This window comes from Olsenella sp. An285, from assembly GCF_002159625.1.
GTDB classification, from domain to species: domain Bacteria; phylum Actinomycetota; class Coriobacteriia; order Coriobacteriales; family Atopobiaceae; genus Thermophilibacter; species Thermophilibacter avicola.
Genome location: NZ_NFIZ01000009.1, coordinates 30172 through 44674, shown reverse-complemented (window position 1 = coordinate 44674; position 14503 = coordinate 30172). Strand labels below are relative to the sequence as shown.

Here is a 14503-nt window from a genome sequence, read left to right as displayed (position 1 = left end):
TTGGCCGCAAGGTGCAGTTTTTGTGAACGGCAGCATACTGAAACGTCACGCGAGAGGTGGTTCAGATGAAATTCAGCGCCGCTGGGTAGGATAGCAGCCGAACGCCGTTTGGCCGAAGATCGCGGCCATGAGAGGAGAAACCATGAACGTGCTGGTTGTCGAGGACGAGCGCAACCTCGCGGACGCCATCGTGCAGATACTCGAGAGTGCTTCCTACAACGCCGAGGCCGCCTACGACGGCCGCTCCGGCCTTCGCTCGGCTCTGTCCGGCCTCTACGACGCCGTGGTCCTCGACGTCATGCTCCCCGGCTTGAGCGGCTACGAGATCGTCCACGAGATGAGGCGCGAGGGCGTCTCCACGCCCGTTCTTCTCCTCACCGCGCGCACCACGACCGCCGACAAGGTCGAGGGGCTTGACGCCGGCGCGGACGACTACATGACCAAGCCCTTCGAGGCCGACGAGCTCCTGGCGCGGCTGCGCGCCCTCACCCGCCGCCGCGGCGACGTCGTGCTCGACGAGGTGACGTTTGGCGACGTGACGCTCACCCTGGACACCCACGACCTCACGTGCGGCGACTCCACGGTTCACCTCTCGGGCAAGGAGTTCGAGGTCATGTCCATTCTCATGAGCTCCACGAGCCGCGTGGTCTCCAAGCAGGACCTGCTCCTGCGCGTGTGGGGCGCCGACGCCGAGGCCTCGGAGAACTCCGTCGAGGCCTACGTCTCCTTCCTGCGCAAGAAGCTTGCCCACGTGGGTTCCAAGGTGCAGATAACCACCCTGAGGATGCTCGGCTACCGCCTCGAGGTCTTCTCGTAGCCCCGCCATGCTCAAGAGGCTGAGGCGGAAGTTCACCGCCATCACCATGCTCCTCGTTGGCCTCGTCCTCGCGGGCGTGCTCGGCTCCTCGCTCTTCTCGAGCGCCCTCACGCAGCGAGGTATCGTGGTGCAGATACTCCAGCGAGCCATCTCCGACGGCATAGCCACGGCCACCGTGGGCGACTCATCCGACACGCAGAGCGCCGAGCTCATGCTCGCGGTGGTCGTGGACGTGACGCAGGACGGCATCATCTTCGACCGGACGAGCTTCGTCGCCAACGTGCCCGACGAGACGCTGCGCGAGGTGGTGCGCCAGGCCCTCGCCAGCAAGGAGGAGTCCGGTCGCTGCGAGGGCTATGAGATAGCCTGGATGAGGACCGAGGCCTCCTGGGGCTGGCGCATCGCCTTTGTCGACACCTACCTCAGGGGGGCCGCCCTGCGCGCACAGGCGCTGAGCAGCCTCGCCATCTTCGTGGTCTCGATGGGTGCGATCTTCGTCGTCTCCTATGGGCTCTCGGGCTGGGTTCTCCGCCCCGTGAGGCGGGCGTGGGACCAGCAGAGGCGCTTCGTCTCGGACGCCTCCCACGAGCTCAAGACGCCGCTTGCGGTCATTCTTGCAAACACGCAGATCCTCGAGAGGATGGAGGGGCTCCCGCCTGACGCGCAGCGCTGGGTGAGCAGCACCTCGGACGAGGCGGGTCACATGAAGGTCCTCGTGGACGACCTTCTCACCCTGGCGCGCGCGGACGAGCAGGGCTCGGAGCGCGCCGTCGCGAGGGACGAGGTCTCGCTCTCGGGGCTCGTGGAGCGCTGCGCGCTTGAGTTCGACCCGGTGGCCTTCGAGCGGGGGTGCTCCATCGAGTGCGCCGTCGAGCCGGGACTCGTGACGCTCGGGGACGGCGAGCAGCTCGCGCGCCTCGTGAGGACGCTCCTGGACAACGCGACGAAGTACGCGCGGCAGGGCAGCGAGGTGACCGCGGCACTGGCTCGTGAAGGAAGGCGAGCGCGGCTCTCCGTGAACAACCACGGCGACGTCATACCTCCGGAGGACATCGAGCACCTCTTCGACCGCTTCTACCGCACGGACGAGGCGCGCGAGCGCAAGGAGACGGGCGGCTTCGGCCTCGGGCTCGCCATTGCGCGAAGCATCGCGGAGGCCCACGGCGGCACGATCGGGGTCACCTCCTCCGCCGAGGCGGGGACCACCTTCACCGTGACCCTGCCCCTCGCCGGAAGCCCCTCGCCCCACCCCGACGACCCGAGGGGTACCAACGTATAATCGACGCATGGATGACGTGCGCAACAGCGATGCCCTCGACTGGGCGGGCCCGGCGGTGGGCCTGCTCGATCTCGACGCGTTCTTCGCCTCGGTGGAGCAGCTCGACCACCCGGAGTGGCGCGGGCTCCCCGTCATCGTTGGCGGAAGCGCCGAGCACAGGGGCGTCGTCTCCACCGCCTCCTACGAGGCGAGACGCTACGGGGTCCACTCCGCCATGCCGTCCGCCACGGCGCGCCGCCTCTGCCCCGACGCCATCTGGACCCGCGGCAACTTCGCCCGCTACCGGGAGGTGAGCCGCTCGGTCATGGACGTGCTCTGCGCGGAGACGCCGCTCGTCGAGCAGGTCTCCATCGACGAGGCCTTCTTCGACGTGACCCCGGGGCGCTACTCGCGAGAGAGCCCCATCGCCATCTGCCGGCGCATACAGGCGCGCGTGGCGGAGCTCGGCGTCACCTGCTCGATAGGCCTGGGCGTGAACAAGACCGTCGCGAAGATCGCCTCGGAGCGCGAGAAGCCGCGCGGGCTCACCGTGGTCTTCCCCGGCACGGAGCGGGCCTTTCTGGCACCGCTACCCGTTGGCGCGATGAGCGGCGTGGGACCTGCGACGGAGCGGCGCCTCAAGGACCTGGGGATCCGCACGCTCGGCGAGCTCTCCCGCGCGGACGAGCGAGCGCTCGAGCGGGAGTTCGGCGTGCTCGGGCCACGCATGAGGGTGCGCGCGGCCGGAGAGGAGCGCAGCCGGGTGGTGGAGGCCGCCGCGCCCGAAGAGGTCAAGTCCGTGAGCAACGAGCGGACGTTCGACCGGGACCTCGCCGATCGCGACGACCTCGTGGCGGCCGTGAGGCACATAGCCGCCATGACGGGGCGACGCCTGCGCAAGAAGGGGCTTGAAGGTTCCACGGTAACCCTCAAGCTCAAGTTCGACGTGAGCCATGCCAGGACGGCGCAGCGGCAGCTCCCCGCCCCCACGAGCGACGAGCGGGTCTTCGGCGAGGTTGCGGTGGGGCTCCTCGACGAGCTGTGGGCGCCCGGGCATCGCGTGCGCCTCGTCGGCGTGGGCGTCTCCGGCTTTGGTGCCGCCGCCCCGAGCCAGATGAGCCTCTTCCCCGAGGATGAGGGGCAGAGCGCACGCGACAGGTCCGAGCTCGGTCGGGTGACGGACCGCCTCAGGGAGCGGTTTGGCGACGGCGTCGTGGGCTACGGCCGCGAGCTCAGGTTCCGCGGCCACACCACCGGCACCGCACCGATGCACAAGGACGACGAGTAGCCTTGCCCAAAACGGGACGTGCCTGAGACGTGCAAGGATTTGCATATTTGGGGACGTGCCTGAAACGTGCAGATATCTGCACGTTTCAGGCAGTCCCGTTTTGAGCATCATGCGCGTCGCCGAGTTGCGTGAGAGATGGTACTGCGACCGATTCCGGTGACGCGCTCGATCTGACGAACGGTGAGCCCCGCATCCCTGAGCTGCTGCAATAGAGGGTCGCGCATGGACGGAACCAGCGCCTTCAGAGCGGTGGGAGCAACAGAGCCAAGCGCACGACGGGCAACCAACATCGCATCCTCGTCGTCGTAGCGCACCCCGCATCGAAAGACATAGCCGTCAGAACCGCCCTCTTCGCTGTACTTACTAAAACGCTCCCTACCGCCAACCATGTCAAGAATGAGCTCTGGGGAGATAAGGCTGGCAGGGCCAGGGGCATACTCGTGGTAGCTGCTCCACGGATACTCGTCCCGCGGGGACAGACCCGACCTTACCGGGTTGTCATGAATGTAACGAACTGCCTGCAGCAGCTGCTCGTCAGAGCAAATCGCAACGCTCGAGAATCTGCCCTGAAAGACATGCCCCACATGTCCGGTGGTGTGGTTGAAGTAGATGGCAAACGATGTCTGAAGATCATGGAGAAGGTTGCTGAGGCCCTCCTCCTCGTCACAGACGAGAAGGTGAACGTGATTGCTCATAAGACACCATGCGAGCAGCTTGACCTTGCACTTCTCGAGACCGTGCGACAAGAGCTCGAGAAAGCGGCACCGCGCGGCGTCGTCTTCGAAGAGAATCTGCCTCCCGCTCCCCCTCATAACGACATGGTAGAAGCCGTGCTCCGATTTTTCTCTTGGCCCTCTCATGTGCACCCCCATAAACGACTATTAAGAGGATGCTATCGAATTAAAGGATAAATGTTAATCATCAACTTGTTTTATGCAAGAATTTGCACAAAACGGGACGTGCCTGAAACGTGCAGAAGTTTGCACGTTTCAGGCACGTCCCTAAATATGCAAAATCTTGCACGTTTCAGGCACGTCCCGTTTTAGGCAAGGTCGAGGTCGACGCGGGGGGCGTCGCCCCAGAGGGTCTCGAGGCGATAGAAGTCGCGAGACTCGGGGCGGAACACGTGGACCACGACAGAGCCGTAGTCCACGAGGACCCAGGAGAGGCTCTCGCGCCCCTCGCAGGAGATGGGAGAGATGCCGCAGTTCTTCGAGACCTTCTCGCGCACCTCGTCGACGATGGCATCCACCTGGCGCGTGTTCTCACCGGAGCAGATGAGGAAGTAGTCGCAGACGTCGGTCTTGGAGGACAGGTCGAGAAGGACGATCTGGCCAGCCTTCTTCGAGTCCGCCGCGAGGGCGGCCACCTTTGCGATCTCGAGAGGCGTTGCTGTCATGCAGTCTCCTTGTTCTTTCGTTCCCTTTCCGCCCTGTGGGCGACAAGCCCATTGTACACGTCGACGGTGCCGGGATAGAGGTGCCGAGCCCCCTCGAGCACGTAGACGATGCCTCCGACGAAGGACTCCCAGAAGAGGTCGTCGAGGCTCACCTTCCCCACGAGGGAGCGGGTCCTCTCGATGCCGGGCGTGTCGTGGCGCAGGGGCTCGATGCCGTCCGCGACGAAGATGACCTCGTCGAGGGGGCTCATCTCGACGGCGGCGGTGGTGTGCACGGCAATCGCGTGCCAGACCTCGGGGGGCAGCTCGGGATAGCGCTCCGGGAGGATGCGCGCCGCAATGACCCCGTGAAGGAGCGGCCGTACAGTCTCGAGGTCAACCCCGAAGTCGACTCCCAGCTCGCGCGCGAGCGCGACCTGCTCGTCGCCGGAGAGCGCCTTGCACCAGTCGTGCAGGGTTCCCGCGGCGCGGGCGAGGAAGGGGTCGACGCCGTAGGCGAACGCGAGCTCCTCCGCCGTCCTCGCCACCGAGAGTGAGTGCGCAAGGCGCTTGGGCTTCGACGCGAGCTGCTGCCCCAGGTCCTTCTCGAGCCTCTTGAGGTACTTCTGCTGGTCTTTCGTGTAGCTCGCCCCCTTGTGCTTCTTCTTGCCGCCCATTAGGCGACCACCTCCCCCGTCTGCCCGTAGCGGCTCCTCGAGGCGCCGTAGAGGCCGTGCTTGTGCAGGTAGCCCGTGACCGGGTCCGGCGTGAGGTAGCGAAGGCTCTGGCCGGCCCCCACGCGCTCGCGGAGGTAGCTCGAGGAGATGGCGAGTGCGGGGACGGAGAGGTACGTGACGTCGAAGTCCAGTCCCGAGGCGGCTATGGCGTCCCAGGCGCGGTCGAGGTCGTACCCGGGCCGCGTTGCGGCGACGAGGTGAGCCAGGCGCGCGATGTCCGCGGCGTCGCGCCAGGAGACGATCTCGGTGATGGCGTCCGCGCCGGTGATGAAGTAGAACTCGACGTTGTTGGGATAGAGCTCGCGCAGGAGCCTCAGCGTGTCCGCCGTGTAGGTGACGCCCTCGCGGTCCACCTCGAAGCGCGAGGCCACGAAGTGCGGGTTGTCTGCCGTGGCGAGCAGCGTCATGGCAAAGCGCTCCTCGCCGGAGGTCACCGACTGGTCCAGCTTGAACGCGGGGCGCCCCGCCGGCATGAAGACCACGAGGTCGAGCGAGAGGTCGTCGAAGGCCTGCTCGGCCGCCACCAGGTGCCCGTTGTGGATGGGGTCGAACGTACCGCCCATGATGCCCAGGCGATACGTCCTGTCCTCCTCGGCCCCCAGGACCGGAAGGTCCGCAGCGCGCAGCGCCGCCCAGTCCACGCTCATCGTGTCTGCCCGTTCCCGCGGACGAGGTACTTGGTCGTGGTGAGGGCACTCGCCCCCATGGGACCGCGCGCGTGGAGCTTCTGCGTCGAGATGCCGATCTCGGCCCCGAGCCCGAAGACGCCGCCGTCGGTGAACCTCGTGGACGCGTTGGCGTAGACCGCCGCGGCGTCCACGCCCGCGAGAAACGCCTCGCACGCCTCGTAGGAGTCCGCGACGATGGCCTCGGAGTGGCCGGTGCCGTAGCGGTTGACGTGCCCCACGGTCTCGTCGACTCCGGAGACGACGCGGCAGCTGATCTCGAGGGCGAGGTACTCCGTGCCCCAGTCATCCTCGGTGGCGGCCACGAGCGAACCCTCGGGCAGGCCAAGGTCGTCAGCGACGGAGAGCGTCTCCTCGTCCGCGTGGACGACGACGCCGGCCCCCGTGAGGTCGCGCAGCATGTCCGGGAGAAAATCGGCGGCGATGGCCCTGTCCACGAGGAGGGACTCCGCGGCGTTGCACACGCCGGTGCGCTGAGTCTTGGCGTTCATGACGATGGCGCGGGCTCGCTCGAGGTCCGCGCTCTCATGGACGTAGACGTGGCAGTTGCCGGTGCCCGTCTCTATGACGGGGACGGTGGCGCGCTCCACGCAGGCGCGGATGAGGGAGGCACCGCCGCGCGGGATGAGCACGTCCACGAGCCCGTTTGCGGTGATGAGCTCCTGGGTCTGGGTGTGACCGGCATCGTCCTCGACGTACTGGAGCGCGTCTGCGGGCAGGCCGGCCTCCACCAGGGCGGCCCGGCACGACGCCACGAGGGCGAGGCAGGACTCCTGCGCAGCGGAGCCGCCCTTGAGGACGCAGGCGTTGCCAGAGCGCAGGCAGAGGCCGAAGGCGTCTGCCGTGACATTGGGACGGGCCTCATAGATGAGGGCGACCACGCCCAGCGGCACGGTCACGCGCTCGATGCGAAGCCCGTTGTCGAGCGTCGAGCCGTCGAGGACGCGGCCGAGCGGGTCCGGCTGGCCGGCGATCTCCTCGAGCGACGAGGCGATGCCGAAGAGCCGATCGTGGTCGAGCGCGAGGCGGTCCACCAGGGACTCCTTCATGCCCGCGGCACGCGCGCGCTCGAGGTCGCGGGAGTTTGCGGCGAGGATGGCGCCCTCGTCGGCGCGGATCCTCGCGGCGGCGGCGAGAAGGGCGCGCTCGCGCTGCGAGCGCGGGGCGCGGGCGAGCTCGGGCGCGACGGCACGGGCGAGCGCGGCCTTGGTGCGAGCCTCGGACATGGGGGTCTCCCTTCGTGAGGCGTGGCGCCGCTGGGCGGCGGGGATGCTAGAGGACGAGAAGGTCGTCTCGGTGCACAGCGGGCTGGGCGCCGCCCTCCCCCAGGAAACGGGCGATGACGTCGAGCTTGAGGCCGCGGACGCGCGTCATGTCCTCTGACGAATAGCGTACCACGCCGCGCCCGATGACGCGCCCGGACGGACCCTCGACGGTCACGACGTCACCGGCGTCGTAGTTGCCGCGCGTGGCGCTCACGCCCACCGGCAGTATCGACGCCCCGCGAGAGACCACCGCCGTTGCGGCGCCCTCGTCCAGGACGAGCGTCCCCCGCGGCACCTCGGCGAGGCCGATCCACAGCTTTCGGCCGCCCTCGCGCGCGGAACCCGCGGGCGCCTCGAACCTCGTGCCCACGCGCTCCCCACTGGCCAGATCCACCAGCACGTCCGGCCGTCTCCCCTGGCAGATGACCATGGGCACGCCGGCGGCGAGCATGGCGCGGGCGGCGCGGAGCTTGGAGGCCATGCCGCCGGTGCCGAAGCTGCTGCCGGCGCCCCCCGCCATGGCGGTGATGCGCTCGTCAACGGCGCTCACGCTCTCCACGAGCCGGGCGTCGGGACGCGTCTGCGGATTGGCGGTGTAGAGGCCGCTCACGTCCGAGCAGATGACGTAGAGGTCCGCCCCGAGCATGGCCGCAACGATCGCCCCGAGCATGTCGTTGTCGCCAAATGCGAACTCGGCCACGGAGACGGTGTCGTTCTCGTTCACGACCGGCACCACGCCGAGCTCGAGCAGGCGCGTGAGGGTCCTCCGGGCGTTGAGGTAGCCGTCCCTGTCCGTGACGTCGCGTCGCGTGAGCAGGACCTGACCGCACACGATGCCGCGGTCGCGGAGCACGTCGGCGTAGGCCTGCGTGAGGCGCGCCTGACCCGCCGCGGCACAGGCCTGCAGGGTCTCGATGTCACGCGGCCGCTCGGGGATCCCGAGCACCTCCCGACCCGCCGCCGCGACGCCCGAGGAGACGAGGACCACGCGGGTCCCGGACTCCACGAGCCGGGCGACCTGGTCGCAGAGGGACTCGATGTAGGCACCGTCGACGGAGCCGGTCTCGTCAACGAGCGTGGACGAGCCGACCTTTGCCACGAGCAGGCTCGGGCGCTCCATCAGTCCTCGACCTCCGTGAAGGCTTCGTCGAGCGCGTCCTCGGCGTCGGCATAGGGATCGTCGTCGGAGCCGCCCTCGTAGGTGAACGCGAGCTCGAGGATGCGAATCTCGTCCCCGTTGACGGCGCCGGCCTTCGCGAGCGCGTCGTCAAGGCCGCAGCGGTCGAAGCGGTGCTGGAGGTAGGCCACGGCCTCGTCATTCTCCCAGTCGGTCTGGATGACCATGCGCTCCACCTGTGTTCCCGTGACGCGCCAGGCGTGGCGCTCCTCGCGGGAGATGTGAATCTGGCGGTCCCTCCACTCGCGCTCGCGCTCCCAGCGCTCGGTGAGGTCACGGGACGGATCGCGCTCGGCGGCCTCTGCCCTCAGGCGGGCCACCTCGGCGGCGCAGGTGGACACGAGCGCGTCGAGGCCCTCGCCCGTTGCAGCCGAGACGGCAAAGAACTCATGCCCGTCGGCCTCCGCAGCCTCCCGCAGCCGCTCGACAGCCTCTGCCGTCTCCGGGAGGTCGCACTTGTTGGCGACGACGATCTGCGGCCTCTCGGCGAGCTCGCTCGCATAGGCGACGAGCTCGGCGTTGATGGTGCGGTAGTCGTCGATGACGTCGCGCCCCTCGTAGCCGCCGGTCACGTCCACCACGTGGAGGATGAGGGCGGTCCGCTCGATGTGGCGAAGGAACTGGTGGCCGAGGCCCCTGCCCTCGCTCGCGCCCTCGATGAGGCCGGGGACGTCGGCCACGACGAAGGACTGGCCGCTCGCCGCGCGCGCCACGCCAAGATTTGGAACGAGCGTCGTGAAGGGGTAGTCGGCGATCTTGGGCCTCGCGGCCGAGATGCGCGCGATGATGGAGCTCTTGCCCACCGAGGGCATGCCCACGAGCGCGGCGTCGGCCATGAGCTTCATCTCGAGCTCGATCCAGTGGTCCCGCGCGGGCTCGCCCTTCTCGGCAAAGGCCGGGGCGCGCCGCACCGAGGTGACGAAGTGGATGTTGCCGCGGCCGCCGGCGCCTCCGGGCGCCACGACGACGCGCTCGCCGGGCTGCGTGAGGTCCGCTATGTCGTAGGCGGGCGTCTGCGTCAGAGGGTCGAGCTCGCGCACGACGGTGCCCACGGGAACCCGCAGGACGAGGTCCGCACCGTCACGACCGTGCCTCCTGGCGCCCTGTCCGTGCGTGCCCCGCTCGGCGCGGAAGTGATGCTTGTAGCGAAAGTCTATGAGGGAGGAGAGCTGGGGATCGGCCTCCACCACCACGGAGCCCCCGCGCCCGCCGTCGCCACCGTCCGGCCCGCCCTTGGGGACGTAGGCCTCGCGGCGAAACGACATGCACCCGGCGCCGCCGTCCCCGCCCTTGACGTTGATGTGGGATAGGTCTGTGAACGTGTTCTCCACGCTGTACTCCTTCGGTCGGTGTCCCCTATGGTACGGCATCGCCGCCCCACGCGCACGAGGCCGCCCACAGCAAAAGGGCCCCGGCCAAGCTGGCCGGGGCCCGAGCAGTTAACGTGAGTCGTCGCTTACGCCTCGCGCACGTGCACCTTGTGCTTGACGCCCTTGGTGAACTCGACGGTGCCGGCGGTGAGGGCGAACAGGGTGTCGTCCTTGCCGATGCCAACGTTGTCACCGGGGTGGATGTGGGTGCCGCGCTGGCGGACGAGGACCTCGCCGGCCTTCACGAACTGGCCGCCGTAACGCTTGGTGCCCAGACGCTGGGCGTGGGAGTCGCGGCCGTTGCGGGAGGAGCCGAGACCTTTCTTGTGAGCCATGGTGTGACCTGCCTTCTACTCAGAACTCAGACGAACTACGCGGGAATCTCGACGACCTGGAGCCTCGTCAGGTTCTGACGGTGACCCTTGGTGCGGTGATAGCGCTTGCGCTTCTTGAGCTTGAAGACGAGGACCTTCTCGCCCTTGTGCTGGTCGACGACCTCGGCGGTGACCTTCTTGTCCTGGAGCTGCGCGGGGTCAACGATGGTCGTGGTGCCGTCGTTCACGAGGAGGACGGAGAGCTCGACCTTGTCGCCAGGCTGCGCGTCGAGCTTCTCGACGTCGATGACGTCGCCCTTGGCAACCTTATACTGCTTGCCACCAGTTGCTACGATTGCGTACATGTGGAGAACCCTTCATTGCTGGCGTGAATGCAACAGTTGCTTATATTACTAGCAGCGATCCGACCCGTCAACATGCGTTGGGGTGACCCGGACACCGTAAGGGAAAAGACGGTGCCGGCGTCGCGCCGGAGCGATGCGGCCTTGCTCAGAATAGCGATGACGTAGCGATTGCGTCAGAGCCGCAGAAAGGTTCCACAAGACGCCCATCTTCCTCGTGCGCCTGGAGCGTCCTTCTCACCCTCACCGAGTCGTAGCGGGGCATGCCGGAAAGGCCAAGGGCCGCATCCAGGAGCACCTGGGGCCTCAGGGCGTTTCCGCCCGTGAGCCTGGTCTCAAGGGTGAGCCCGATGAACCCGCCGCCGTCAAACGCCGAGAAGCCCACGAGGGAGGACGCGACGTCGACGGTCTTGGCCTTCTCGCCCCTGAGATAGGTGAGCGAGCCCCGGCGCACCACCTCGCCGATCGCAGCCGCAATGTCATCTGCGCCCCAGGAGGCGCCCCTCACCTCGAGCTCCCAGATGGATCGGTCGAGCCAGGCCTCGAGGGCCGGCAGCCTCCCCGGCACGTACGCGGCGCGCGCGGGGGCGAGGCCCCTGGGCGTGGAGGCGCGCAGCGCATCGAGCGCCTCCTGGGGGTTCACGCGCTCCGTGAGGCGCAGGTCGAAGTACTCGCACGCAGATGACGCGCCCACCGGCAGCGCCTGGGAGAACTGGATGCGCATCCGTCGGGCGAAGCCGTTTCCTATGGAGAAGGGCAGGCGGGCTCGCCTGATGCTGCGCTCGACGGTGCTCAGGACCTCGAGGTGGCCAAGGAAGGCGAGCCGCTCGTCCTTGCCGTACTCCACGCGCAGGCGCGCGAGGTCCGCCTTGACCGGCAGGTCCTGCGGCCGAGCCGAGAAGGGCTGGGCGTTCGCGCGGCCTCTCATGAGCGCACCCCCTGGATGACGTTGTGGACCCCGAGCGCGGGACAGACCCCGCAGCCCGTGCAGCTCTCGCGCGTGCAGTCCGGCGTGGTGACGCCCTCGACGGCGCGGCGCCACTCGCGCTGGAGGTATCCCATGGAGACTCCGGGCGAGGTGTGCGCCCACGGAAGGGCGGCCGTGAGCGGGAACTGCTCGCACGCCACCTCCTCGAGGTCGAGACCGCAGGAGCGAGCCGCCTCGTTCCACGCGCAGAAGTCGAACTCGCTCGTCCACGCGTCGAAGCGGCATCCCCGCTCCCATGCGGCGCGCACCAGCTCAAAGCCCGCGCGGCCCATCTTGGAGAGCGCGCCCTCCACCAGCGAGACGTCGGCGTCGTGGTAGGAGACGCGTATGGCGCGGTCGCGCACCTCGTGGAGCAGGAGCTGCTGGCGACGGCGCACCTCCTCCGGCTTGAGCTGGCCCACCCACTGGAAGGGCGTGTAGGGCTTGGGAACGAGCACGGCCACGGAGATGGAGACGGAGACCCCGCTCTTGGGCCCGCGCCCCACGACCTCGCGCCCGATCTCGAGCACGCGCTCGGCCATGCGCGCTATGCCCACGACGTCCTCGTCCGTCTCGGTGGGAAGCCCGATCATGAAGTAGAGCTTCATGCGCCGCCAGCCCGCGGCAAACGCGTTTCTCGCCGCGCGCTCGAGGTCCTCCTCGGTCACGTTCTTGTTGATGACGTCGCGCAGGCGCTGGCTGCCCGCCTCCGGCGCGAAGGTGAGGCCCCCGCGCTTGCCGCCCGCGACGGCGGCCGCCATGTCCACTCCAAAGGAGTCGAGCCGCTGCGAGGGAATCGACACCCTGATGCCCTGCCCATCGAGCGCCTCGTTCATCTTGTTGAGGATGAGCTCGCACTGAGAGTGGTCCGTCGTGGAGAGCGAGGTGAGCGAGATCTCGTCGTGGCCGCTCGTGAGGAGCCCCTCCACGCCGCACCTCACGACCTGCTCGGCCGGGCGCTCGCGCACGGGACGGTAGGTCATGCCCGCCTGGCAGAAGCGGCATCCGCGCGCGCACCCGCGCAGGACCTCGAGCGAGAGGCGGTCCTGGACGATGCCCATGTAGGGAACGATGCGCTGCGCCACGGCTGGGGTGGAGGCAAAGTCGTTCACGCAGCGCTTGAGGACGACCTTGGGGGCATCCTCGCCCGCTCGGGGCACGGCGCGGCCCCAGCGCGTGGTGCTCTCGTCGACCACCACGTCATAGAGCGAGGGAACGTAGGTGCCGGGCACGCGTGCGAGCCGTCGCAGCAGGTCCGCACGGGAGAGCCCCTCGGCGCGGGCGTCGCGGATGCAGGCGCAGACCTCCACGATCGACTCCTCGCCGTCCCCCAGGAGCACGGCGTCGAAGACGGGGGCGAGCGGCTCGCAGTTCCAGGCGGACGGGCCTCCGGCAAGGATGATGGGGTCGTCCTCGTCCCTCTCCGCCGAGGTAAGGGCTATGCCCGCGAGGTCGAGCGTCTCCAGCACGTTGGTGGCTATGAGCTCGTGCGCGAGCGTGAAGCCGATGGCGTCGAACGAGGCGAGCGGAGCCGCCCCCTCGAGCGAGAGCAGGGGCACCCCGCGCTCGCGCATGAGGGCGGACATGTCCTTCCAGGGGAGGTAGCAGCGCTCGCAGCTCATCCCCTCCTGAGCGTTCACGTTGTTGTAGAGGATGGCGACGCCAAGGTTGGGCTGGCCGACCTCGTAGACGTCCGCATAGACCATGCAGAGGTGGAAGGGGCCATCCTGCTCCTCGCAGACGCCCCACTCGTGGTCAAGGTAGCGGCTGGGGTGCTCCACGTGGGGCAGCAGGGGCTCGATCAGGTGAAAGAGGTTCTCGCGCGCCGCCCTCATGCTCCGGCCTCCCCCACCGTGACGTACCCGTCGTCGGAACGCGAGGACTCGGGACGCGGGGCCGAGAAGGACGCGCGGGCCGGAGCCGCGTCGGCGGGTCGGGGCTCGGGCATCGGAATCTCGACCGTGCCGTCCTCGAGCTCCAGGCGAAGACGCAGGGCGCGCCCGGTGGCGACGGTTCCGCCAAATCCTATGCCGGCCTTGAGGAGGCCGCCTATCCCCGGGACGAGGCCCACGAGGGTGCGGGCGAGGGCTCGCCACGCAAACCCGGCACCGATGACCCCGGCGAGCTCCGCGGCGCGCTCGAGACTCACGTCGCGCCCGTACGCGGCCGCGATGTCAAGCGCGAGCATGGCCTGGTTGGCGCACATGATGGGCAGGTCGGACCCGGGGACGAGGCTCACCGCGCCCACGGCCGCGTTCTCCATGGCGCAGCGCGAGACCAAGTCGTCGGTCACTGCGCGACGACAGAACGGGAAGCAGGCGGCGAGCGCGATGGGCTTGTCCGTCGCCCCGGCGAGCCAGGACGCGAGCTTGTCCGTGAGGGTCTCCGGGCTCGACGCCGCGATCACGCTCACGAGCCCCATGGCCTGCTCGGGAAGGTCGAGGCGAGGGGCCTCGAGGGCGCCCTCGACGACAACGCCCACGCTCACGCCGGCGCGCGCGTAGGACGCCACGAGCTCGGCGCCCCTGCCGTCGGCCGTGAGGACCAGGGCGGCATCCGGGACCTCCTCGCCCGGGAGCGGGGGCAGCGTGTCCCTCACGTCGACGACTCCCCCGGGGCGCTCGGCGCCGAGGGCGCGGCGCACGCAGCGAGCGACCTCCCGGGGGCAGGAGGGGTCGACGTGCACGCGAAGCACGACGCGCTCGTCGCGCGCGGCGAACGAGCTCCGGCCCGAGGAGATGACCTCGAAGACCCTCCCCATGGAAACCTTCCTGGAAGCCATTTGCGGGCGCTCCCCTCCCCGGGAATCCCCGGACGAACGTCTAGGCGGAGCCAAGGCGCAAGCGGGCCCAGGCTCTCGGAGCCTAACATTATAGTTGCTCGA

The 14503-nt window shown here is 68.6% G+C and carries 15 protein-coding genes; 3 read left to right on the top strand and 12 right to left on the bottom strand.

The genetic code is table 11. The features are described 5' to 3' along the window. The first annotated feature begins 142 nt into the window (after positions 1 to 142). The 3 genes from B5F79_RS07120 to dinB are packed head-to-tail and all read left to right on the top strand — an operon-like array spanning position 143 to position 3363. Positions 143 to 817 carry a response regulator transcription factor gene (locus tag B5F79_RS07120; RefSeq protein ID WP_087219470.1) on the top strand — a complete coding sequence of 225 codons (675 nt, stop codon included), beginning with the start codon at positions 143 to 145 and terminating at the stop codon, positions 815 to 817. Positions 818 to 824: 7 nt separating this feature from the next. Further along, positions 825 to 2096 (top strand): sensor histidine kinase, encoded by a 1272-nt coding sequence (locus tag B5F79_RS07115; RefSeq protein ID WP_087219468.1) that lies wholly within the window; start codon positions 825 to 827, stop codon positions 2094 to 2096. A 7-nt stretch (positions 2097 to 2103) separates the two neighbouring features. Beyond that, entirely contained in the window at positions 2104 to 3363 is a 1260-nt protein-coding gene (gene dinB, locus B5F79_RS07110) for a DNA polymerase IV (protein WP_087219465.1), read from the top strand. 107 nt (positions 3364 to 3470) lie between these two features. Here dinB and B5F79_RS07105 read toward each other — a convergent pair whose 3' ends face one another. From B5F79_RS07105 to B5F79_RS07050, 12 genes are all read right to left on the bottom strand, one after another. After that, positions 3471 to 4223, bottom strand: a complete 753-nt coding sequence (locus B5F79_RS07105; protein WP_087219462.1) for a transposase — start codon at positions 4221 to 4223, stop codon at positions 3471 to 3473. Between the two features lie 182 nt (positions 4224 to 4405). Further along, positions 4406 to 4762 carry a ribosome silencing factor gene (gene rsfS, locus B5F79_RS07100; protein ID WP_087219459.1) on the bottom strand — a complete coding sequence of 119 codons (357 nt, stop codon included), beginning with the start codon at positions 4760 to 4762 and terminating at the stop codon, positions 4406 to 4408. Then, positions 4759 to 5418, bottom strand: coding sequence for a bis(5'-nucleosyl)-tetraphosphatase (symmetrical) YqeK (gene yqeK / locus B5F79_RS07095; protein ID WP_087219456.1), 660 nt, complete (start codon positions 5416 to 5418; stop codon positions 4759 to 4761). The genes rsfS and yqeK overlap by 4 nt, the downstream gene beginning before the upstream one ends. Continuing rightward, positions 5418 to 6125: a nicotinate-nucleotide adenylyltransferase gene (gene nadD / locus B5F79_RS07090; protein WP_087219452.1), complete on the bottom strand. Its 708-nt coding sequence runs from the start codon at positions 6123 to 6125 to the stop codon at positions 5418 to 5420. The genes yqeK and nadD overlap by 1 nt, the downstream gene beginning before the upstream one ends. Then, positions 6122 to 7435, bottom strand: coding sequence for a glutamate-5-semialdehyde dehydrogenase (locus B5F79_RS07085; protein ID WP_275083940.1), 1314 nt, complete (start codon positions 7433 to 7435; stop codon positions 6122 to 6124). The genes nadD and B5F79_RS07085 overlap by 4 nt, the downstream gene beginning before the upstream one ends. Before the next feature lies 1 nt (position 7436). Further along, a complete protein-coding gene (gene proB / locus B5F79_RS07080; RefSeq protein WP_087219445.1) occupies positions 7437 to 8549 on the bottom strand; it encodes a glutamate 5-kinase in 1113 nt (370 codons plus the stop codon). After that, positions 8549 to 9937: a GTPase ObgE gene (gene obgE, locus B5F79_RS07075; RefSeq protein ID WP_275083913.1), complete on the bottom strand. Its 1389-nt coding sequence runs from the start codon at positions 9935 to 9937 to the stop codon at positions 8549 to 8551. The genes proB and obgE overlap by 1 nt, the downstream gene beginning before the upstream one ends. 125 nt (positions 9938 to 10062) lie before the next feature. After that, positions 10063 to 10311, bottom strand: coding sequence for a 50S ribosomal protein L27 (gene rpmA, locus B5F79_RS07070; RefSeq protein WP_087219439.1), 249 nt, complete (start codon positions 10309 to 10311; stop codon positions 10063 to 10065). 35 nt (positions 10312 to 10346) lie between these two features. Further along, positions 10347 to 10655, bottom strand: coding sequence for a 50S ribosomal protein L21 (gene rplU / locus B5F79_RS07065; protein WP_087219436.1), 309 nt, complete (start codon positions 10653 to 10655; stop codon positions 10347 to 10349). 145 nt (positions 10656 to 10800) lie between these two features. Beyond that, complete coding sequence (locus tag B5F79_RS07060) at positions 10801 to 11580, bottom strand: TIGR03936 family radical SAM-associated protein (RefSeq protein WP_087219433.1); 780 nt, start codon at positions 11578 to 11580, stop codon at positions 10801 to 10803. After that, on the bottom strand, positions 11577 to 13454 hold the full coding sequence (locus B5F79_RS07055; RefSeq protein ID WP_087219430.1) for a TIGR03960 family B12-binding radical SAM protein: 1878 nt from the start codon (positions 13452 to 13454) through the stop codon (positions 11577 to 11579). The genes B5F79_RS07060 and B5F79_RS07055 overlap by 4 nt, the downstream gene beginning before the upstream one ends. Beyond that, positions 13451 to 14401: a hypothetical protein gene (locus tag B5F79_RS07050; protein WP_143786267.1), complete on the bottom strand. Its 951-nt coding sequence runs from the start codon at positions 14399 to 14401 to the stop codon at positions 13451 to 13453. The genes B5F79_RS07055 and B5F79_RS07050 overlap by 4 nt, the downstream gene beginning before the upstream one ends. Positions 14402 to 14503 lie beyond the last annotated feature (102 nt).

Coding starts and splice junctions, on each gene's coding strand:
- B5F79_RS07120 (WP_087219470.1), top strand. CDS start 143: ATGAACGTGCTGGTTGTCGAGGACGAGCGCAACCTCGCGGACGCCATC.
- B5F79_RS07115 (WP_087219468.1), top strand. CDS start 825: ATGCTCAAGAGGCTGAGGCGGAAGTTCACCGCCATCACCATGCTCCTC.
- dinB (WP_087219465.1), top strand. CDS start 2,104: ATGGATGACGTGCGCAACAGCGATGCCCTCGACTGGGCGGGCCCGGCG.
- B5F79_RS07105 (WP_087219462.1), bottom strand. CDS start 4,223: ATGAGAGGGCCAAGAGAAAAATCGGAGCACGGCTTCTACCATGTCGTT.
- rsfS (WP_087219459.1), bottom strand. CDS start 4,762: ATGACAGCAACGCCTCTCGAGATCGCAAAGGTGGCCGCCCTCGCGGCG.
- yqeK (WP_087219456.1), bottom strand. CDS start 5,418: ATGGGCGGCAAGAAGAAGCACAAGGGGGCGAGCTACACGAAAGACCAG.
- nadD (WP_087219452.1), bottom strand. CDS start 6,125: ATGAGCGTGGACTGGGCGGCGCTGCGCGCTGCGGACCTTCCGGTCCTG.
- proB (WP_087219445.1), bottom strand. CDS start 8,549: ATGGAGCGCCCGAGCCTGCTCGTGGCAAAGGTCGGCTCGTCCACGCTC.
- rpmA (WP_087219439.1), bottom strand. CDS start 10,311: ATGGCTCACAAGAAAGGTCTCGGCTCCTCCCGCAACGGCCGCGACTCC.
- rplU (WP_087219436.1), bottom strand. CDS start 10,655: ATGTACGCAATCGTAGCAACTGGTGGCAAGCAGTATAAGGTTGCCAAG.
- B5F79_RS07060 (WP_087219433.1), bottom strand. CDS start 11,580: ATGAGAGGCCGCGCGAACGCCCAGCCCTTCTCGGCTCGGCCGCAGGAC.
- B5F79_RS07055 (WP_087219430.1), bottom strand. CDS start 13,454: ATGAGGGCGGCGCGCGAGAACCTCTTTCACCTGATCGAGCCCCTGCTG.
- B5F79_RS07050 (WP_143786267.1), bottom strand. CDS start 14,401: ATGGCTTCCAGGAAGGTTTCCATGGGGAGGGTCTTCGAGGTCATCTCC.